The 19,950-nt window shown below is 75.8% G+C and carries 14 protein-coding genes; 6 read left to right on the plus strand and 8 right to left on the minus strand.

What is annotated here, in order from left to right:
• The first annotated feature begins 132 nt into the window (after positions 1–132).
• Positions 133–1,146, plus strand: a complete 1,014-nt coding sequence (locus Dvina_RS31065; RefSeq protein ID WP_223092871.1) for an LLM class flavin-dependent oxidoreductase — start codon at positions 133–135, stop codon at positions 1,144–1,146.
• Between the two features lie 39 nt (positions 1,147–1,185).
• Here Dvina_RS31065 and Dvina_RS31070 read toward each other — a convergent pair whose 3' ends face one another.
• From Dvina_RS31070 to Dvina_RS31085, 4 genes are read right to left on the minus strand one after another with little or no spacing between them, the layout of a single operon-like run.
• Complete coding sequence (locus Dvina_RS31070) at positions 1,186–1,878, minus strand: futalosine hydrolase (protein WP_246655432.1); 693 nt, start codon at positions 1,876–1,878, stop codon at positions 1,186–1,188.
• Positions 1,875–2,654, minus strand: a complete 780-nt coding sequence (locus Dvina_RS31075) for an HAD family hydrolase (RefSeq protein WP_223092872.1) — start codon at positions 2,652–2,654, stop codon at positions 1,875–1,877. The genes Dvina_RS31070 and Dvina_RS31075 overlap by 4 nt, the downstream gene beginning before the upstream one ends.
• Positions 2,651–4,390 (minus strand): fatty acyl-AMP ligase, encoded by a 1,740-nt coding sequence (locus Dvina_RS31080; RefSeq protein WP_223092873.1) that lies wholly within the window; start codon positions 4,388–4,390, stop codon positions 2,651–2,653. Before Dvina_RS31080 ends, Dvina_RS31075 begins: the two co-directional genes overlap by 4 nt.
• Complete coding sequence (locus tag Dvina_RS31085) at positions 4,387–9,312, minus strand: type I polyketide synthase (RefSeq protein WP_223092874.1); 4,926 nt, start codon at positions 9,310–9,312, stop codon at positions 4,387–4,389. The genes Dvina_RS31080 and Dvina_RS31085 overlap by 4 nt, the downstream gene beginning before the upstream one ends.
• Positions 9,313–9,433: 121 nt before the next feature.
• On the opposite strand from Dvina_RS31085, the gene Dvina_RS31090 reads away from it, so the two are divergent.
• Positions 9,434–10,177, plus strand: a complete 744-nt coding sequence (locus Dvina_RS31090; RefSeq protein WP_223092875.1) for a rhomboid family intramembrane serine protease — start codon at positions 9,434–9,436, stop codon at positions 10,175–10,177.
• On the opposite strand, the gene Dvina_RS31095 is transcribed toward Dvina_RS31090, so the two are convergent.
• From Dvina_RS31095 to Dvina_RS31110, 4 genes are read right to left on the minus strand one after another with little or no spacing between them, the layout of a single operon-like run.
• Positions 10,164–10,868 carry a 4'-phosphopantetheinyl transferase family protein gene (locus Dvina_RS31095; protein WP_223092876.1) on the minus strand — a complete coding sequence of 235 codons (705 nt, stop codon included), beginning with the start codon at positions 10,866–10,868 and terminating at the stop codon, positions 10,164–10,166. The genes Dvina_RS31090 and Dvina_RS31095 overlap by 14 nt on opposite strands.
• A complete protein-coding gene (locus Dvina_RS31100) occupies positions 10,865–11,167 on the minus strand; it encodes a ferredoxin (protein ID WP_223092877.1) in 303 nt (100 codons plus the stop codon). The genes Dvina_RS31095 and Dvina_RS31100 overlap by 4 nt, the downstream gene beginning before the upstream one ends.
• Before the next feature lie 55 nt (positions 11,168–11,222).
• Entirely contained in the window at positions 11,223–12,389 is a 1,167-nt protein-coding gene (gene mqnE, locus Dvina_RS31105) for an aminofutalosine synthase MqnE (protein WP_223092878.1), read from the minus strand.
• A 37-nt stretch (positions 12,390–12,426) separates the two neighbouring features.
• The gene (locus Dvina_RS31110) at positions 12,427–13,509 is read right to left on the minus strand and encodes an acyl-CoA synthetase family protein (protein WP_223092879.1); all 1,083 of its coding nucleotides are present in this window, start codon (positions 13,507–13,509) and stop codon (positions 12,427–12,429) included.
• Positions 13,510–13,704: 195 nt separating this feature from the next.
• On the opposite strand from Dvina_RS31110, the gene Dvina_RS31115 reads away from it, so the two are divergent.
• The 4 genes from Dvina_RS31115 to Dvina_RS31130 are packed head-to-tail and all read left to right on the plus strand — an operon-like array spanning position 13,705 to position 19,930.
• Positions 13,705–14,583 (plus strand): 1,4-dihydroxy-6-naphtoate synthase, encoded by an 879-nt coding sequence (locus Dvina_RS31115; protein WP_223092880.1) that lies wholly within the window; start codon positions 13,705–13,707, stop codon positions 14,581–14,583.
• A complete protein-coding gene (locus Dvina_RS31120; RefSeq protein WP_223092881.1) occupies positions 14,580–14,963 on the plus strand; it encodes a DUF6069 family protein in 384 nt (127 codons plus the stop codon). The genes Dvina_RS31115 and Dvina_RS31120 overlap by 4 nt, the downstream gene beginning before the upstream one ends.
• Positions 14,964–15,014: 51 nt before the next feature.
• Positions 15,015–17,654 carry a LuxR family transcriptional regulator gene (locus Dvina_RS31125; RefSeq protein ID WP_223092882.1) on the plus strand — a complete coding sequence of 880 codons (2,640 nt, stop codon included), beginning with the start codon at positions 15,015–15,017 and terminating at the stop codon, positions 17,652–17,654.
• Positions 17,651–19,930, plus strand: a complete 2,280-nt coding sequence (locus tag Dvina_RS31130) for a helix-turn-helix transcriptional regulator (protein ID WP_223092883.1) — start codon at positions 17,651–17,653, stop codon at positions 19,928–19,930. Before Dvina_RS31125 ends, Dvina_RS31130 begins: the two co-directional genes overlap by 4 nt.
• Positions 19,931–19,950: the final 20 nt, after the last annotated feature.

Raw genomic sequence — 19,950 nt, forward strand, 5'->3', positions numbered from 1 at the left:
CCGCGGCCGCCCCACGCCACCCGTACGGATGATCAGCACCGCCGCTTCGGCCGTGTGCCGCCCACGGAGGTTCCACAGTACGATGACGATCTGGACCACCGCTTGGCCCCGCACCACGGAGAGGTGTCCACGATGACCGTTGGGGTCGACGTCTACACCACGGTTCCGCACGCCGACGACGCATCGACGAGCTTCCGCCGGACCATCGCCGACACCATCCGCTGGAGCGAGGCGGCCGGGGCCGTCGGCCTCTCGCTGCCCGGCGGCCACGACCGGCCGGACCCGTGGGTCGGCGCCCAGTATGTCCTGGAGCGCAGCGAGACCCTCGTACCGCTGATCGCCACCGACGCGGCCGACCTGCACCCGCTCGCCACCGCCCGCAAGATCGCCGCGCTGGCCGCCGTCTACGGCCGCCGCGTCGACCTCGACCTCGTCGCCACCGAGCACCCCGGCGAACTGCGGGCGCTCGGCATCTTCCTCGACCACCACCAGCGCCACGACCGCCTGGCGGAGTACGGCCAGGTGATCGCCGCGCTGCTCTCGCCGGGCGGCGTGCACACGTACCGCGGCCACTACTACGAGATCAGCAGCGCCCGCGTCCACCCCGCCGTGCCCGCCGGGTGCACCCCGCGCCTCTTCGTCACCGGCTCCTCCCCCGCCGCCACGGCGGCCGGCCGGGTCCTCGGCGCGATCCGGATCAGCGACGCGCCCGCCCTGGACGGGGCCGCCCCCGACGCCCAGCGCCCGCACGGCGGTGGACTGCGGCTGGGGCTCATCGCCCGGGAGACCGCGGCCCAGGCGTGGCAGGAGGCCCACCGCCGGCACCCGGAGGCCGGCGCCGACGAGCCGGACTCCGTGTTCTGGGCCCACCCCCAGCAGGCTGCGGCGGCCCGCTGCCCGTATCTGGTGGGCAGCGCCGCCGACGTCGCCCAGGCCCTGGCCCGCTACGTCGACCTGGGCCTGGAGGTGCTGGTCCTGGGACCGGTCCACGACGAGGACGACCTGCAGGCGGCGATCGGCGCGCTCCGCCTGGCCGAACGCCTGGCCGCCGGCCGCTCGGCCTCGCCGATGCGCGGCTGGTCAGTCGACCCGATGCCCGGCCACCACGCCACCGGGCCACTGCGCGCCGCCCCCGTCGACAAGTAGCCGCCGCCCCCGCCGATGCCGCGCACCAATGGGCTGCGGTCAGGCGGCGGGCGCGGGAGGCTCGGCCGGCCCGGGAGGTGCCGGGAACGCGGCCAGGGCGGCGAAGGCCGTGCGGAGACGGGCCAGCGCGTCGGGGATGCGCCAGGCCGCGCGGTCGCGGGGGCCCACCGGGTTGGAGATCGCCCGCAGCTCGGCGAATGCGACGCCCTCGGCGGCCGCGGCGACCCCGAAGCCCTCCATCGCCTCGGCGCCCGCGCCCGGCACCCGGGCGGCCAGGGCGGCGGTCCGGGCGGCCGAGCCGGTGGCGGTGCTGACGGTGAGCACCGGCGCGACGACGGCGTCGGGCAGCGCCGCCCGTAACCCGTCCAGCAGGCGGCGATCGGCCGGGTGGCGCGACCGGCCGAAGCCGAGCGCCTCCACGTCAACGAACGCGTCATGGTCCTCGGCCCCGAGGTCGGCCGCGATGCTGACATCGGCGATCACCAGCCCGCCGACGGCGGCGAGCGGCGCGAACCCGCCCCCGATGCCGGCGCACAGCACGGCGTCGAACGGCTCGCCGGCGCACTCGGCCCGGGTGAGCAGCCGCGCGGTGCCGGCGGCGGCCGCGGCCGGGCCCACCCCGACCGCCGCGGTCGTCACCGCTGTCGCGGCACCGAGACCGCCGGCGACGGCCGCCCGCTCCGCCTCGACCGCGGTCACCACCAGCACCCGCGCGAACCCGAGCAGGCTCACCGCGGGCCGACCAGGTCCAGGACCGGGCCCAGGCCGCGGTCGCCGGTGCGGTGCTCGGCCGGGAGGATGTAGCAGCGCAGGCCGGCCGCGGCGGCGCCGCCGTCGCGGGCCGGGTTGTCGCCGACCATGAGGGTCGCCCGGGGGTCGGTGCCGAGATCGGCGCAGGCCTTGCGGAACAGCTCCGGGTCGGGCTTCTCGCGGCCGGCCTCGAATGACAGTGCCCAGGCGTCGATGAGCCCGTCGAGGCCGTGGCGGTCGGCGAAGACGCGGATGTCCCAGGCGATGTCGCTGACGACCCCGGCGCGGATACCGCGCTCCCGCAGGGCGCGCAGGACCGGGGCGGTGTCCGGATACGGGCGCCAGGAGCCGGCGTCGATCATCCGGGCGTGCGCGGCCGCCTCGTGGCCGTGCAGGAACGGGACGGCGGCGAACCAGGCGAGCATGGCGTCGCGGTGCGCGGTCATCGACCGGTCCCGGCCGACCTGGGCCGCGAGCACGTCGGGGCGCTGGTATGCGGTGGCCAGGTCGGCGACGACGGCGGCCGCCCGGGCCGGGTCGTCGAGCGCACCGGGCCGGCCGGTGTCGGCCGCGACAAGCCGCAGCCAGTCGGGCGCCTCGATCATCTGGAACAGCGTGTTGACGAAGTCGAAGAGGACGGCCTGCACCGGCGGCGGGGGCGCGGCGGACTCGGCCGGGGTGATCCGATACGTGGTCGCGGAGTCGAACAGCGTGTGGGTCGGCGGCCGGGCGCCGGCCGGGACCGGCTCCGCGCTCACCACGCCCTGGGCCCGCCGTCGGGCAGCAGGTCGCGGCTGCGGCGGCGCTGGACCTTGCCGCTCGTCGTGCGGGGCAGCGCACCGGGGCGCAGCAGGATCACGGTGCCGGCGTGGAGCTGGTGCTCCTCAGCGACGGCGCGGCGGACGGCAGACACGATGTCAGCGTAGCCAACGGTCCCGCTGCCCTCGGCGGGCGCGTCCCGGGTGACCTTCACCGCCCGGGCCGTCTCGGCGACGATGCCCAGCTGCGGGCGGTCGCCGTAGAGGAAGGCGGCGACGAGGTGGGTGGCGATCGCCGGGTGGGCCGCGGCGACGGTGGCCTCGACGTCGCTCGGGTAGTGGTTGCGGCCGTCGACGATGATCAGGTCGTCGCGGCGGCCGAGGACGTAGAGCTGGCCGTCGTGGACGAAGCCGATGTCGCCGGTGCGCAGGACCGCGCCGTCGAACCGGGCCGCCGTCGCCTCCGGCTGGGACCAGTAGCCGGCCGAGACGCTGGGGCCGCCGACCCGGATCTCGCCGCAGTGCCCGGCCGCGGCCGGTGCGCCGGTGGCCGGGTCGGCGATGGTGAGCTCGACGTTGGCCGGGATGCGGCCGCACGCGGTGATGCGCCGGGCGGGCCGGCCCGGCGCCGCGGGGATGATCTCGTCGCGCTGTTCGAGGGCCTCGGCGTCGATGTCGAGGTAGGGCCGGTCCCCGGGGTCGCGGGCGCCGGTGACGTACACGACCGACTCCGCGAGCCCGTAGCACGGCCGCACGCCGTCGGCGGGAAACCCGGCCTCCGCGAAGGTCTCCGTGAAGCGGGCGACGGTGTCGTAGCGCACCGGCTCCGCCCCGTTGAGCGCATAGCCCCACGAGCCGAGGTCCAGCTGCGCCCGCTGCTCGGCGGTGACCCGGTCGGCGCACAGGTCGAAGGCGAAGTTCGGGGCGGACGAGACCCGGGCCCGATACCGGCTGACCGCCTCCAGCCACACGAACGGGCGCATCAGCAGCGCCATCGGCGGCATGAGCACGACCCGCCCGCCGTTGTAGAGCGAGCCCAGGATCTGCGCCAGGCCCATGTCGTGGAACGTCGGCAGCCAGCTGACCACCACGAACTCGTCGGCGGTGCACCGGTGCGCGCCGGTCTGCACGGCGATCGCCGACAGATTGGCCAGCACGTTGCCGTGGCTCAGCACGACACCCTTCGGCGCGTTCGTCGATCCGGAGGTGTACTGCAGCAGCGCCGTCGCGTCCGCCCCCACCCCGGGGTCGCGGAACAGCTCACCCAGCCCGGCCGGCACGTCGGCGACGACGACCGGCTCGACGCCGCCCAGCTCCCCGGCGAGCGGTGCGTCGGCCAGTTCGGCGGTGGTCAGCAGCAGCACCGGGTCCGCGTCCTTGACGATCCCGGCGAGGCGGCCCAGGGTCCGCCGGCCGCCGTGAATGCCTTCGGGCGACGGGGCCGGCACCGCGATCAGCCCGGCGTAGGCGCAGGCGAAGAACGCCACGACGAAGTCGACGCCGTTGGGGAGCATGAGGATCGCCCGGTCGCCGGGGTTCGTCGTCTGCTGCAGGACGGCCGCGGTGTCGCGGACCCGCGCGTCGAGCTCGGCATAGCGCAGCGTCGCCAGCTCGGCGCCGTGGCTGTCCAGCGCGGTGCAGGCCGGGGCGTCCGGCCGGACCGCGGCCCAGTGCCGCACCAGATCGCCGACCGTGGCCAGCTCCGGGCGGACGAGAAGCTCGTGCCGCGCGCTCACCGGGCGTCGACCGTGATCGGCCGGGCGCCGGGCAGCAGGCCGGCGGTGGTCATCGCGTCGGCGGCGCGCACGACGGTGGCGACGATCCGCTCGACGTCGGCGTCGGTGTGCGCGGTCGACAGGAAGCAGTTGCGGCCCTCCCAGATGTACAGGCCGGCCTCGACGAGCAGGGTGTGGAAGATCTCGACCCGCTCCGACTGCTGCGGCTCGTCGATCAGGCGCAGGCGGAACAGCGAGCCGAACCGGGCCACCCGGATCGGCACCGACGCCGCCTCGAACATCGCGTCCAGGCGGGCGCCGAGCGCCTCGACCCGGGCGCTGAGGGCGGCCTGGAGGTCCGGGCCGCGCTCGCGCATCTCGCGCAGCACCGCGCGGGCGGCCGCCAACGCGAGCGGGTGCTTGCAGAACGTGCCGGAGAAGAAGGTGCGCACCGACTGCGGGTACGGCTGGTCGCCGAACTGCCACGCCCCGCCGTCGATGGCGTCGAGGTAGCGCGGGTCCCCGGCGACCAGGCCGATCGGCAGCCCGCCGCCGACGACCTTGCCGTAGGTGGTGAGGTCGGCGGTGATGCCCCACAGGGCCTGGACCCCGCCCGGGTGCATCCGGAAGCCGGTGATGACCTCGTCGAAGATCAGCGCCGTGCCCGCGCCGGCGGTGATGGTGCGGACCTCGCGCAGGAAGTCGACAGGCTGGATGTCGGGGCGACGGCTCTGCACCGGCTCGACGAGGACGGCCGCGAGCTCGTGGGCGCGCTCTCGCAGTACCGCCAGCGATGCCGGGTCCCCGTAGGGCAGGACGAGCGCGTTGGCCGCGACCTCGGCCGGCACCCCGGGGGCCATCGGGACGGAGTCGCCGCTGGAGCGGTCGAGGTTCTGACGGGCCAGGATCGGGTCGGCCGAGCCGTGGTAGGCGCCGGCGAACAGCGCGATGCGGTCCCGGCCGGTCACCGCCCGGGCCAGGCGCACGGCGACCATGACGGCCTCGGAGCCGGTGTTGCAGTACACCACCCGCTCCTTGCCGGTGAGCTCGCGCACCAGGCCGGTCACCTCGGGCACGAGCGGCGAGTGGGGGCCGAGCTGCATGCCCTCGGCGAGCTGGGCGCGGACCGCGTCGTCGATGAAGTCCTCGCCGTGGCCGAAGAAGTTGACGCCGAAGCCCATGGTCAGGTCGAGGTACTCGTTGCCGTCGACGTCCCAGACCCGCGCCCCGGCCGAGCGCGCGACAACGATCGGGTAGCGGATCTCCTTGAGGTTGAGGTAGGGCTGCGGTGCGTGCCGCACGTCGGCGTGGTGGCCGCGCTCGGCGGCGGCCTGGTCCCGGGACCCGGCGGTACGCGCGCGGAAGCGCTCCACGAGCCCGGCCACGAACGCGCGCTGGGCCGGGTCGAGGGTGCGCGGGCCGTCCGCGCGGCCGCCGAACGCGACGAACGTGCCGGCGGGTGCGACCGGCACGGCGGTCGGCTCGGGCACGGTGACCGGCTCGGGCGCGGCGATCGGCTCGGGACGCGGGTGGCCAACCGGCGCGGGAGCCGGCTGCGGCTCGGCCCCGCCCCGGCGGCGCAGCAGCTCGTAGGCCTGGTCCATCACCTGCGAGTGCACGTCGAGGAAGCGCTCGACCGCACTGCCCGCCACCGGCCGCGTGGCCGGCGACGGACCCGGCGCCGGCGGCTCGGCAAGGGCGATCGGCGCCGCGGGTGCGGGCGCGAAGCGGGCGGCCAGCACGGCCGGCTCGGCGTGCTCGCGGATGTACCGGGCCAGCCGCCGCAGCGTGTTGACCTCCTCGAACAGCAGCCCGATCGGGATCGTCACGCCGAAGGTGCGCTGGACGGTCTGGATGGTCTGGAACATCGTCATCGAGTCGGCGCCGAGCTCCAGGAACGACATGTCCGGGTCGATCGGCGAGCCGAGCTCCAGCAGGGTCACCACGACGTGCGCGAGATCGGCGAGGATCGGATCGTCCCCAGGCGGCTGCTGCATGCTCTCCTCAACTTCGTCGCGCCCGGCGGTCGCCGCCGGTGCCTGCGGTGCCTGCGCCGGCAGCCAGTGACGCCGGCGCTCGAACGGGTAGGTGGGCAGCGACACCCGGCGGCGCCGGTGGCCGTCGTGCAGCCCGGACCAGTCCGGGTCGTGGCCGGCGGCGTAGAGCCGGGCCAGGGAGTCGGTGAGCACGACGGCGTCGTCGACGCCGGGGCGCAGCGAGGGCAGCCAGCGCGCCCCGGACACGACCCGGCGGCCGGCGCCCAGCAGCACCTGGCCGGGCCCGACCTCGACGAACGTCGCGACACCGGCCCGGCCGAGGGCGGCCACCGCGTCGGCGTAGCGGATCGGCGCGCTCAGGTGCCGGACCCAGTAGGCGGCGTCGGGGCGGTGGCTGTCGTCGAAGTACTGTCCGTCGAGGTCGCTCATCAGCGGCACGGCCGGGTCGCGGTATTCGACGCCCGCCGCGACCTGCGCGAACGCCTCCGCGGCGGCGGCCATCATCGGCGAGTGGAACGCGAAGCCCGAGGTCACCGGCCGGACCTCGATCCCGCGCCCGGTGAGGCGGCGCGCGGCCGCCTCGACCGCCTCCGGGCTCCCGGCCACCGTCACGTTCGTGGGGGCGTTCACGGCCGCGATCGCGACGCCCGCACCGGCGGCCGCGCGGACCTCGTCCTCGCCGGCGAACGCGACGAGCATCGCGCCGGGCGCGCTGAGCTGCTGCACCAGGCGGCCCCGGGCGGCGACCAGGCGCAGCCCGTCCTCCAGCCCGAACACGCCCGCGACGCAGGCAGCGGCCAACTCGCCGACGCTGTGGCCGAGCAGGTGCCCCGGGCGCACGCCCCAGCCGGCCCACAGCTCGGCCAGGGCGTACTCGATGCTGAACAGCGCCGGCTGCGTGTAGCGGGTCTCGCCGAGCAGGTGCCGGTCGGCCGGGGCCGCGAAGATGACCGACGGCAGGCTGCGGCCGAGCTCGGGGCGCAGGATCTCGTCGCAGGCCAGCAGCGTGCGCCGGAACCGGGCGTTCGTCACGTAGAGCTGGCGGGCCATGTCGGCGTACTGCGAGCCCTGCCCGCTGAACAGCAACGCCACGGTGCCCGGGCCGTCGGCCGGGCGCTGCCCCAGGTGTACCGCCGGATGCCCGTCACCCGCCGCGAGCCGGTCGAGGCGCTCAAGGGCCTCGTCGCGGTTGCGGGCGGCGAACGCGGCCCGGTGCTTGAAGTGCGTCCGTCCGGTGTGGACGGACACGGCGAGGTCACCGAGGGCCGGGGCCGGCTCGGCGCGCAGCGTCTCGGCGTAGCGGGCGGCCAGCGCGGCGAGCGCGGCCGGGGTGCGGGCGCTCACGGTGAGCAGGTGGGCCGGGCGCGGTCCGCCCGCGCCCGCGGCCGGCGCGCCCTCGGCCGGCGGCGGGGCCTGCAGGAGCACGTGGGCGTTGGTGCCGCCGAAGCCGAAGGAGCTGACCCCGGCGGTCAGCGGGCCCCGCCGGTCCGTCCACTCGCGGCCGGTCACCGGGATCTCGAAGGGCGCGTCGGCCGGGATGCGCGGGTTGCGCTCCCGCAGGTGCAGGTGCGCCGGGATCCGCCCGTGGCGCAGCATCTGCACGACCTTGAGCACCCCCGCGATGCCGGCGGCGGCCTCCGCGTGGCCGATGTTGGTCTTCACCGAGCCGACGGCGAAGCGCTCGCCGGCCGGGCGGCCCGCGCCGAGCACCGCGGCGAGGGCGGCGGCCTCGATCGGGTCGCCGAGCGGCGTGCCGGTGCCGTGGGCCTCGACGTAGCCGACGTCGGCCGGCTGCAGGCCGGCGTCGCGCAGCGCCTCGCGCAGGACGTCCTCCTGGGCGCCGCCGTGCGGGGCGGTCAGGCCGTTGCTGCGCCCGTCCTGGTTCACCGCCGAGCCGCGGACCACGGCGAGCACCCGGTCGCCGTCGCGGCGGGCGGCGCTCAGCGGCTTGAGCAGCACGAGGCCGACGCCCTCGGCGCGCACGTAGCCGTCGGCGGCGGCGTCGAACGTCTTGCAGCGCCCGTCGGCGGCCATCATCCCGGCCGTCTCGAAGACCGCTGTGCCGTCGCCGGACAGCACCAGGTTCACGCCGCCGGCCAGCGCGGTGTCGGCCTCGCCGTGGCGCAGGGCCCGGCAGGCCAGGTGCAGCGCCACCAGCGACGACGAGCAGGCGGTGTCGACGGCCACGCTCGGGCCCTTGAGGTCGAGCGCGTAGGAGATGCGGTTGGCGGCGATGCTCAGCGCCTGGCCGGTGCCGGTGTACGGCCCGAGGCGGCCCGGGTCGGCGGCGAGCAGCCGGCCGTAGTCGCTGGCGCTGATGCCGACGAACACGCCCGTCCGGGTCCCGGCGAGGCGGCCCGGCACGATCCCGGCGTCCTCGAGGGTCTCCCAGGCGACCTCGAGCAGGAGCCGGTGCTGCGGATCGATGTGGGCGGCCTCGCGGCCGGCGATGGCGAAGAACTCGGCGTCGAACGCGTCGACGTGCGGCAGCAGCCCGTGCGGACGGCCCATCGGCGGGTGGCCGGGCACGTCGCCACCGACCGCGTCGCGGCCCTCGTCGAGCAGCCGCCAGTAGGCGGCCGGGTCGGCGGCGCCCGGGAACCGGCAGCCGATGCCGATGACCGCGATCGGCTCGCCGGGGTCGGCCGCGCGGGCGGCGGATGGCGCGGCGGCCGCCCCGGCACCGGTCAGGTGCCGGGCCAGCAGCCGCGCCGTGGGGTACTGCCAGAAGACCGTGGCCGGGATCGGCCGGCCCAGCAGGTCCTGGAGCTCACCGAGCAGCACGAGCGCGTCGCGCGAGGACAGGCCGAGGTCGGCCAGGACCGAGTCCGGCTCGACGGTCTCGGCGGAGACGCCGGCCTTCGCGGCGGCCTGCCGCCGGATCCAGCCCTCCACCGCCGCCGGGTCGGTGCCCGCCCCGCCCGATCCCTGTCGTGCTGCCGTCACCGGTCGCCCTCCCCTGGTCGGGTATGAGCATGGGCGAGCCCGATTAAGGGAACGCCTAGATCCCCCGGCGCCCCGGCGCGCAACCGGGCCGGGGCGGCGGGGGCCCGGTACCGTTGCGACAGTGAGCGTCGTCGAACCCCCGAGTCCACCGCGACGGGTCCACCCGCCCATCGCGACCGTCCTGGTGACCCTGGCCACCGCCGCCGGCGCGGCCGCCCAGCTGTCCGACCCCGGCCTCGTGGACAGGTTCCGGCGCGACTACCCCGCGCTGCACGACGGCGAGTGGTGGCGGTGGTTCACCCCGCTGCTGGTCCAGCCGGCGGGCTGGGGCCAGATCGCGTTCAACATCGCCTCGCTCGTCGTCGCCGGCGTCATCGCCGAGCGGCGCTTCGGGACCGTGCGCTGGCTGCTGCTGTACCTCGGCGCCGGACTCTTCGGCGAGGGGGTCGTCGGTGAGCGGCTCGACCCGCACGGCGCGGGCAACTCGATAGCCGTCTGCGGGCTCGTCGGCGGCCTGGCCGCGCTGCTGCTCCTGCGCCCGGGCGAGGCGACCCGCCCGCACGCGTTCGTGGTGCCGTACTACACGGCGTGCGTGGCCGGCCTGGGCTTCGGCGGGACCGTCGGCGCGTTCGTGGCTCCGACGGCCGTGCTGGTGGTGCTGAGCATCCTGCTGCGCAACCGGCACTACCGCGGCATCGCGTTCGGCGCGGCGGTCGTCTCGCTCGTCACGGCCGGCCTGCTCGCGGCCCGGCCCGACCAGCACGGCATCGGCCTGGCCGTCGGCGCCGGGCTGGGCCTGCTGCTGGCCGCCACCGTGCGCCCGGGGCCGCGGGTGGCGGCCCCGGCCCGCACTAGTAGCCGATGAGGTCCGGCAGCGGGTGCATCGTGACCGCCGGGCGCAGGGCCGCGACCGCGATCCCGGTCACCAGCAGCCCGCGGCCGACGAGCCAGCGGCCGGAGAAGCCGCCGAGCTCGATCCCGCCGACGACGGGCCCGGGCACCAGCAGCCGGGCGGCGAACGTCGCCCGGCCGGCGTCGAAGGTGACGGTGGCCTCGTCGAAGTCCAGCCAGCGCTCGGTCAGCGGATACCACGCCTTGAAGACCGTCTCCTTGGCGCTGAACAGCAGCCGGTCCCAGTGCACCGCCGGGTGCCGGCGGCGCAGCAGCGCGAGGTGCTGCCGCTCGGCCGGCCCGGCGATCGTCTCCAGGATGCCGTCGGGCAGCGGCCCGTGCGGCTCGGCGTCGACGCCCAGGGTCGAGAACTCCCCGGCCCGGGCCACGACCGCGGCCCGGTAGCCGGCGCAGTGCGTGATGGCGCCGGTGACGCCCGCCGGCCACAGCGGCTCGCGGCGCGGCCCGGCCATGATCGGCCCCGGCGGGTGGCCCAGCAGGCCCAGGGCCTGCCGGGCGCAGCGGCGGGCGGTGGCGAACTCGTCGCGCCGCTTCGCCACGGCGTTGCCGAGCAGCGCCGACTCCTCGGGGTACAACGGTGCCGGCGTGGCGTCGTCGAATGCCTCGACGGCCGCCACGCCGGTGGGGAACAGCCCCTTGATCATGACGACTCGGCGTCCGGTCCGTACACTTCGACGCCGTCGCCGGCCCGCCGTACGTGGATGCACTCGCCCGGGCACTCCTGGGCCGAGTCGATGACGTCCTTGGCCGCCGTCAGCGGCACGAAGACCGCCGAGCCCGCGTCGTGGCGCAGCTCGCCGTCGCTGCCCTTGACGTAGGCGAGGCCGTCGACGTCGAGCTCGAACACGTCCGGCGCGTACTGGGCGCAGATCCCGTCACCGGTGCACAGGCCCTGGTCGATCCACACCTCGAGCTGCTGCGTGGTCACCGTCTCCGCGGTCATCCGCTCTCACCTGCCTCGTCTCGTGGATCGCTGTCACGGTTGCGCGGATGCACGCTCAGACCCGCATCGGCTGCGGCGTCTCGCGGCGCTGGAGGTCCGGCCCCTCGAACTCGCGGATGATCTCGTAGCGCGTGTTGCGCTCCACGGGCCGGAAGCCCGCGTCCCGGATGAGGTCCAGGAGGCTCTCGCGGGTCATCTTGTCCGGGGTGCCGTAGTTGTCGGCGTCGTGGGTGATCTTGTATTCGACGACCGAGCCGTCGATGTCGTCGGCGCCGTGGTTGAGCGCGAGCGACGCGGTCTGCAGGCCGTGCATCACCCAGAACACCTTGACGTGCTGGACGTTGTCGAACAGCAGCCGGGACACGGCGAACGTCTTGAGCGCCTCGGCGCCGGTGGCCATCGTGGTGCGCGCCATCAGCTTGTTGCGGATCTTGCCGTCGCGGGAGTCGTGGAAGTCGTGCTGGTAGCGCAGCGGGATGAAGACCCGGAATCCGCCGGTCTCGTCCTGCAGCTCGCGCAGCCGCAGCACGTGGTCGACCCGGTGGCGGTGCTCCTCGATGTGGCCGTACAGCATCGTGCAGGGCGTCTTGAGCCCCTTGCTGTGGGCCAGGCGGTGGATGCGCGACCAGTCCTCCCAGTGGCAGGCGTGGTCGACGATGTGCTGGCGGACCTCCCAGTCGAAGATCTCCGCGCCGCCGCCGGTCAGCGACTCCAGACCGGCGTCGATCAGCTCGTCGAGGATGTCGCTGGCCGGCAGGCCGGAGATCTTCTCGAACCACTGGATCTCGGTTGCCGTGAACGCCTTGATGGCCACCGTCGGCGGCAGCGTCTCCTTGAGCGCCCGGATCGAGCGGGGGTAGTACCGCCACGGCAGCGTCGGGTGCAGGCCGTTGACGATGTGCAGCTCGGTGAGCTGCTCGCCCTCCATCTCCTTGGCCAGCCGGACGGCGTCCTCGATCCGCATCGTGTACGCGTCCTTCTCCCCCGGCTTGCGCTGGAAGGAGCAGTACGCGCACGAGGCGGTGCACACGTTCGTCATGTTCAGGTGCCGGTTGATGTTGAAGTGCACGACGTCGCCGTTCTTGCGCGTCCGCACGTAGTGCGCGAGACCGCCGAGCCACGCCAGGTCGTCGCACGCGTAGAGCGCGAGGCCGTCCTCCCGGCTGAGCCGCTCACCGGCGAAGACCTTGTCCTCCAGCTCCCGCTTCAGACCCGTATCCACGAACCACTCCTCATCTCGGTCGATCTCGTGCGGATGTTCAGTACAGGCCTTCCGGCGTCGCCGAGCTGATCTGCAACGGGCGCACGTTGGCGACCCCGTCGCAGGGCCACTTGCCACCGGTGTCGAAGCGGATCGCCTGATCGCGCTCCAGGATGTTGGGCAGGAACAGGTCGTCGTGCAGCACGGTGAGCCGCACCCGGCCGACCTCGCCGTAGCCGACCTCCCGGCGCGGGTCGTCCTTGTCCACCACGGCCATCGTGACCTGCGGATAGTTGGGCAGGTAGGGCAGGATCGCGCCGCCGTTCTCGGCGGGCAGGCCCATCGCGCAGCCGAACGTGTTGCCATAGGTGGTGCCGATGACGCCGCCTTCGAGAGCCTCGACGATTTCGCGGTACATCGGTGGGGTGAGCTGCGTGCCGCCGAGCCCGACGCCCTCCAGGCCGCTGACCAGCTCGGGCCGGCGGGCGATGAGGGCCTGCAGGATGGCCGGGGTAGTCTCCAGGTACTGCACCCGCCCGGTCTCCAGCAGGTCGGTCATCTGCTCGATGGTGTGCTCGACGTACAGGTTCATCTCGACGAGCCGGCTGTCGCGAATGAGGCCCTTGATCCAACGGGGATCGAGGTCCATCGTGTAGACCGTCGAGTGGTACAGCTCGGCGATCTGGTTGGCGCCGCGCCCGACGATGTGCGGGCCGCTCGGGCAGGCGTAGAGCCAGGTGCGCCCGGGCTCGAAGCCGGCCTGGCGCAGCCCGAGCAGGCGCCACTGGGTGTGGTGCTCGGCCATCGAGGGGGTGTGGAAGATGCGGCACGGGCGGCCGGTGGTGCCGCCGGACTCCCAGATCCGCCCGGCCAGCGGGCGCGGGATGTCACCGGGCACGAGCTGCACCGGGTCGAGGTCGCGCAGCGTGGCCAGCGAGAACGGCTCGAACTGGGCCAGCTCGGCGTATCGGGTGATGTCCAGCGGGTCAAAGCCGAGGTACGGCCGGCGCGACAGCCAGTACGGGCTGCCCGTCTGCGGGTCGAAGTGACGGCGCACGACCCGGCGCGTCCAGGCGTCGAGGTCTTCGGACAGCCAGGCTTCGGTCAGGTCGGCGGCGTCGGGTTCCATGACGGTCGTCATCGGGCGTCCTTCGGTGGGTTGGGCAGCGGTCGGCTCGGCCGTGCCTGCGTCGATCGTGCCGCCGGGGAGATTGGGGAATTCCCCAAACTTGAACCGCGTCAATGTGCAGGGTGTAGTCCGATAGAGCGCAATCACCGCGACAACCCTTAGTATTTCGGACACGAACGGATCGGCGATCCAGAGCGGGGGAGCTCGATGGACGAAGCACTGCGTGTGGCCTACTCGCCGTGCCCGAACGACACCTTCGTCTTCCACGCCTGGACCCACGGCCGGCTGCCCGGTGCGCCGGCGACCGCTGTCACCCACGCCGACATCGACGTCACCAACGGCCTGGCCGGCAGCGACCGGTTCGACGTGCTCAAGATCTCCTACGCCGCGCTGCCGCTGTTCCTGGACCGGTTCGCGCTCGTGCCGTGCGGCGGCGCCCTCGGGCGCGGCTGCGGCCCGCTGCTGCTGACCCGCCCCGGCACCGGCCTGGACGCGCTGCCCGACGCGACGGTCGCGGTGCCCAGCGAGCGCTCGACCGCCTACCTGCTGCTGCGGCTCTGGGCCGCGTCCGCGGTGCCCGGGGGCCTGGGCCGCGTCGTCGTGCTGCCGTTCCACGAGATCATGCCGGCCGTGCGCGACGGGGCGGTCGACGCCGGCCTCATCATCCACGAGTCGCGGTTCACCTACCCGCAGTACGGGCTGCAGCAGCTCGTCGACCTCGGGCAGTTCTGGGAGCGCGACACCTCCCTGCCCATCCCGCTGGGGGCGATCGTCGCCCGCCGCGACCTCGGGGCACCGGCCCTGACCGCGCTGGCCGCCACCATCCGCGCGTCGGTCGAGCACGCCTGGCGGCACCCGGACGACTCCAGTGCGTACGTGCGCGAGCACGCCCAGGAGATGGCGCCCGAGGTGATGGCGCAGCACATCGGCCTGTACGTCAATTCGTTCACCGCCGACCTCGGCGCGGAGGGGCTCGCCGCGGTGCGGGCCCTGCTCGACCGCGCGGCGGCCGTGGGCGCCTGTCCGGCCGTGCCACCCGGCGCGCTCGACTTCCCCGCCACACTCTCGGAGGTACACCCGTCATGAAGTCCCCTGCCGCCACCCGGGCGCTCGCGATCGTCGGTGCCACGGTCGGCGCGATCCTCGTCTGGGTCATCGCCCACCAGGCGGTCGGCGACCTCAACGTCAAGACCGGCGACAGCTCGCAGACCGTCAGCATCGTCGCCGTGATCCTGACCGTCGTCTTCGCCGGCCTGATCGGCTGGGGTCTGCTGGCGATCCTCGAGCGCGCCACCGGCAAGGCCCGCACCATCTGGACCGTCGTCGCCGTGGTCTTCCTGGTGCTGTCGCTGCTGGGGCCGCTCGGCGCCGTCGGCACCGGCGCGAAGGTGTCGCTCCTGCTCATGCACCTCGTCGCCGGAGCGGTCATCATCCCGCTCTTCGCGCGCAGCACCACGCCTCGCTGACGTCCCGCTCCGGGGCGCCGTTGGCGGCGCTCGAGGTACCAGCGAAATCGCGTGGATAGGAAGACGCTGCCGATGGTGACGATGCCGATGGCGGCGCTGCCCGGTGAACCGTCAGGGTCCGATCCGCAGGCGGCGCCGGCGGCCCGGCCCGACCTGCCCGCGGCGCCGCCCGAACCGGGTGCGCCGCGGGTCGTGCTCGTCCTCGGCGCGCCCGGGACCGGCAAGAGCGCCCTGCTCGCGGCGATGGCCGGGCGCGGGTCGCGCACCCTCGGGGCGGTGTGCACGGAGGCGCAGGCGGCCACCGAATACGGCGCGGCCCGGCAGATGCTGCCGGCGGCCCGCGAGCCCGGGCGGCGGCCCGCGACCGCCGGCCGGGCCAACCGCGTGATCATGGAGCTGTACCGCCGCACGATCGGTCTGCTCGCCCACGGTCCCCTGCTGCTGACCGTCGACGACGTCCACTGGTGCGACGAGGGGACGCTGCGCTGGCTGCACCACCTCCTGCAGCGGGCCGGCGAGCGCCCGCTGCAGGTCGTCCTGGCCGGGGTGCCGCGCGAGCACCCGCCGCCCAGCCCCGTGCTGCACGACATCCTGGCCGCCTGCCCGCACGAGATCCTCGACCTCGACCTGGCCGGGCGGGTCGACCGCGAGGCCCGCACGGAGCGGCTGCGCCGGCAGTTCCGCCACCATCCGACGCTGGAGCGGGTCGCCGTGGCCGTCGCGCTGCTCCAGCGGACCGACGCCGACCTGGTCGGGCCGCTGGCCGGGCTCCCGCCCCAGCTCGTCGCCCCGCCGCTGGACCGGCTCCGGCGCATGGGGCTGGTCGGCGACGACCCGCAGCACCCGGTGCCGCCGGCCGTCGCCGACGGGCTGCTGGCCCTGCTGGACCGGCCGGAGCGCCAGGAGCGCCTGACGCACGCGGCCCGCCTGCTCAGTGACGCCGCCGCCCCGGCCGGCCGGATCGCCGAGCTGCTGCTGGACGCCGACGAGCTGGCCGAGCCGTGGATGCTCGACCTGCTGCGCGACGCCGCGGCCGAGGCGCTGCTGCACAGCGCGGCCGACGCCGTGCGGATCCGGGAGCGCATCGTGCGCGCCGAGCCGCAGTCCCCCGAGGCCGCCATCGACTACGCCGAGGCGCTTGTCAGCATCGACGCCGCGGCCGCCCGGGGGCAGATGCGCCAGGCCCTGCCGCGCACGCTCGACACCCGGCTCAAGGCCCGCGCGCTCGTCGGGCTGGGCCTGGCCGCGCTCGTCACGGGCCACGAGCCGACGGTGCCGTACCTGCTGCAGGACGCCGTCGAGACGCTGCGGCGCGCGGCCGGCGACCGGCCCCGGGTCCGCGACCGCACGCTGCTGGCCGCCGTCGACTCGACGCTCGCCGCCAACGCCGTCGAGGGCGCGGCCACCTACCAGACCGTGCGCTCCCGGATAGGCCCCGAGCCCGGCCCGGTCGTCGGTACCTCCTCGGCCCACCGGCTGCTGGCCGTGCACGCGCTCACCACCGCCTACGAGGGCGTGGACGTCGAGCGGGCGGTCGGCTACGCCCGGCAGGTGCTCGACGGGCCGGTCCACGGCGAGAGCTGGCCGCGCCTGGCCGCGGCCCGGGTGCTGCTGCTCGCCGACGACACCGCCGGCGCGATCGCCGCCGCCGAAGGGCTCGCGGCCCGCCATCAGGGCCGGGGCGAGCCGTGCGCCGAGGCCGCCGCCCGGGCCGCGCAGGCCCACGCCCGCTGGGAGACCGGGGACCTGGCCGGGGCCGAGCGCGACGCCGCGACCGCGCTGCGCCTGGCCGACGGGCGGGGCTGGTCGGCCGTCACCTGGTCGGCCGGCACCACCCAGGCCGTCGTGCAGGCGGCGGCGGCCCAGGTCACCGAGGCCACCGCGGCGCTCGACGGGCTGCTCGCGCAGGCCGCCGCCATGCCGTTCTGGGAGCAGGTCCAGGCCCTCAACGCCGCCGCGACCACCGCGTACTGGGCCTACGAGCACGACCAGGCCCTGGCCCTGATGCAGCGGTGCGGCCGGGTCGTCGAGGAGGCCGGCGTGTGCAACCCGGCCGTCAACTCCTGGTGGCTCGACGAGATCATCCTGCTGCACCGCATCGACCGCGACCACGACGCGCACCTGCGGCTGGAGCAGCTGGAGGAGCAGTGCCGCCGGTGGAGCACGCCGCGCACCCGGGGCATGGCGCTGCTGGCCCGGGCCGCGCTGCTGCCGCACCACGCCCAGATGGAGCCGCTGCTGGCCGCGATCCCCGAGCTGGTCGCGTCGCCCGCGCCGCTCAACCACGTGAAGGCGCTGCTCATGCTCGGCCGGGCGCTCACCATCGTCGGCGATCGCGCGGCCGCCCGCCGGCATCTGCGCGACGCGATGGTGCTGTCGAACCGCCGGGGCTACACCAAGCTGGCCGTCAACTGCCGCAACGTCCTGGCCGCGGCCGGCGGGCGCACCGGCTCGCAGCTGTCGGCGTGCGGGGACCTGTCGGCGAGCGAGCGCGCGGTGGCCCGGCTGGCCGCCGGGGGCGCGACGAACCGGCAGATCGCCGCCGAGCTCTTCATCACCGTGCGCACCGTCGAGTTCCACCTGACAAACGTGTACCGCCGGCTCGGCATCCGCCGCCGCGACGCCCTCGCCGACGCCATCGAGCCCATGCCGCTCTCCGGGCGTGACGACCCCCGGGAGGGACCTGGATGACCATGCCGGACCTGGTGGCGGCCGGGCCGCCGTTCGGGGCGTCGGCCGGGGCCCGGGCGGCGCTGGAGCGGTGGCGCCTGGCGCTGGCCGACGCCGGCATCGCCGGTGTCGACGCGCCCGCCGAGGCCCGCCTCGCCGCGGCGGCCGGCGGGGACGCCACGATCCTGGCCGCGGCGCTGCGGCAGTGCGGCGGCCGGCCCCGGATGCTGGAGGAGCTGGAGGCGGTCGCCGGCGACGTGCGCCGGGACCGGCTGACCGCGCAGGTGCGGGCCATGGAGCCGGTCCGGCGGCTGGCGCTGTGCGTGCGCGCGCTGCTCGGCCCGGTGCCCGCCCGGCTCGTCGAGCTGGTGGCCGGGGCCCGGGTCACCGACGCCGACCTGGACGAGTTCGACCTCGACGACCCCGTCGTCGCCGACGCCGTCCTGTCCACGGTGGACAGCGAGCGCCGGGCCGAGCTGCGGCGCAGCGCTGTGCACGCCGCGCACGACGACGGGTTTCCGGCCGGGACGGTGGGGCGGCTGCTGGCCGCGACGGCGCCGGGCTGGCCGGACTGGGCCGGGCCCGCGCTGCGCACGGCGGCCGGTGAGGCGCGCGACGGGCACCGATGGGCGGAGGCGGCGCTGCTGTTCGAGCGGGCGCTGCGCGAGCCGGCGGTAACCGCGGTTCGCCTCGCGACGATCGTCGCGCTCGGGGAGGTCCAGCTGGGCCGGGCTCCGCACGCCGCCGACCGCCGCTTCGCCGAGGTCCTGCGCACCGGCGCGTCGCCCGGCGACGACGGGGGTGGCCAGAGCTGCGGCAGCGACGCGGGCCCCTGGCGCGCCCTGGCGGCCGACCGGCTGCTCGTGCGCGGCGACGACGCCTTCGCGCGGCGGGAGATCGCGGCCGCGTACCGGCGGGCCCGGGATTGCGACCGGGCCCCGCTCGCGGCCCTGTACTGGACCGCGGCCGACCGGCTCCAGCCAACCGCCGGCCCGGACGACGCCGGCGTGCCCGCCCCGGAGGAGCTGCCGCCCGACGCCGCGGCGCTGGGCGTGCTCGCCTGGCGCACCGCGCTGGCCGGGCGCGACCTGGCCGGGGCCCGGCGGCGGGCGTTCGCCGCGCTCGACGCGCCGTTCGGCGACGACACCCCGGCCGGGCCGCGGCTCGCGGCGGTGCGGGCGCTGATCCTCGCCGAGGACCTGCCGGCGGCCGAGGCGCGGCTCGAGCCGCTGCTCGCTCGGCTGCGCCGGGCCGGGGCGGTGGCCGCGCCGGCACTGCTGCTGCGGGCCGAGCTGCACCTGCGCGACGGCTACATGGACGAGGCCGAGCGGGACCTCGGTGAGGCCCGGATGCGCCTGCCCGACGACGCCTGGCACCCGGCGGCGCTGCCGCGGGTCCGGTCTCTGCAGGTCATGCTGCACCTGGCCACCGGCCGCTCGCAGCAGGCGGCCGCGGTGCTGCGGGCGCCGCTGGTGCCCGGGGCCGCCGCCGGCACCGCGTGGACGGAGCTGCTCTACGCCCGGGCCGCCGCCGAGGCCGCCGCCGGGCGGCCGGGCGCCGCCCTGTCGCTGCTGCGCGAGTGCGGGCGGCGCTGCGTCGCGGCCGGCCACGACAACCCGGTGCTGCTGCCCTGGCGCTCCCTCGCCGCGCTGTGCGCCCACGCCACCGACCGGCCGGCCGAGGCCGCGCTCCTGCTGGAGCCCGAGCGCGCCGCGACCCAGCGCTGGGGCACGCCGCGGGCGGTGGCGACCACGCTGCTGCGCGCGGCCCTGGTCGGCGGCGGCCCGGAGGCGGTGACCCGGACCGGCCCGGCGATGGCGCTGCTGCGCGAGCTGCAGGGCGACCGGGGCCACCTGGAGGCGTGGCTGACCTTCGGCATCGTGGCCGCGATCGGCGACCGCTCGGCGGCGGCGGCCGCGGCGACGTGGATGACCGGAGCCGCCGCCACCCGCCGGCCCAGCCGCCCCGCCGTGGCCGCACCGCCGGCGCCCCGGCCGGAGGTCCGGGTCACCCGGGCCAACCTGTTCGAGGTGCTCGGCGCCGCCTACTCCGCGGAGCCGCCCGCCGTCGCGGCCGAGCGCCGCATCGCCGTCGGTGAGCTGTCGCGGGCGCAGCGGCGGGTCGCGGAGCTGGCCGCCGGCGGGCTGCCGAACGCCGCGATCGCCCAGGCGCTGTCGCTCAACAAGCGCACCGTCGAGTTCCACCTCAGCAACATCTACCGCAAGCTCGGCATCGCCGGCCGCGCCGAGCTGGCCGGGGTGCTGGGCGGGGCCGGTCCGCCGACCTGGTCGCCATGACGCCGCCAGCCGGCAAACGG

The organism is Dactylosporangium vinaceum, from assembly GCF_019904175.1.
Classification (GTDB): domain Bacteria; phylum Actinomycetota; class Actinomycetes; order Mycobacteriales; family Micromonosporaceae; genus Dactylosporangium; species Dactylosporangium vinaceum.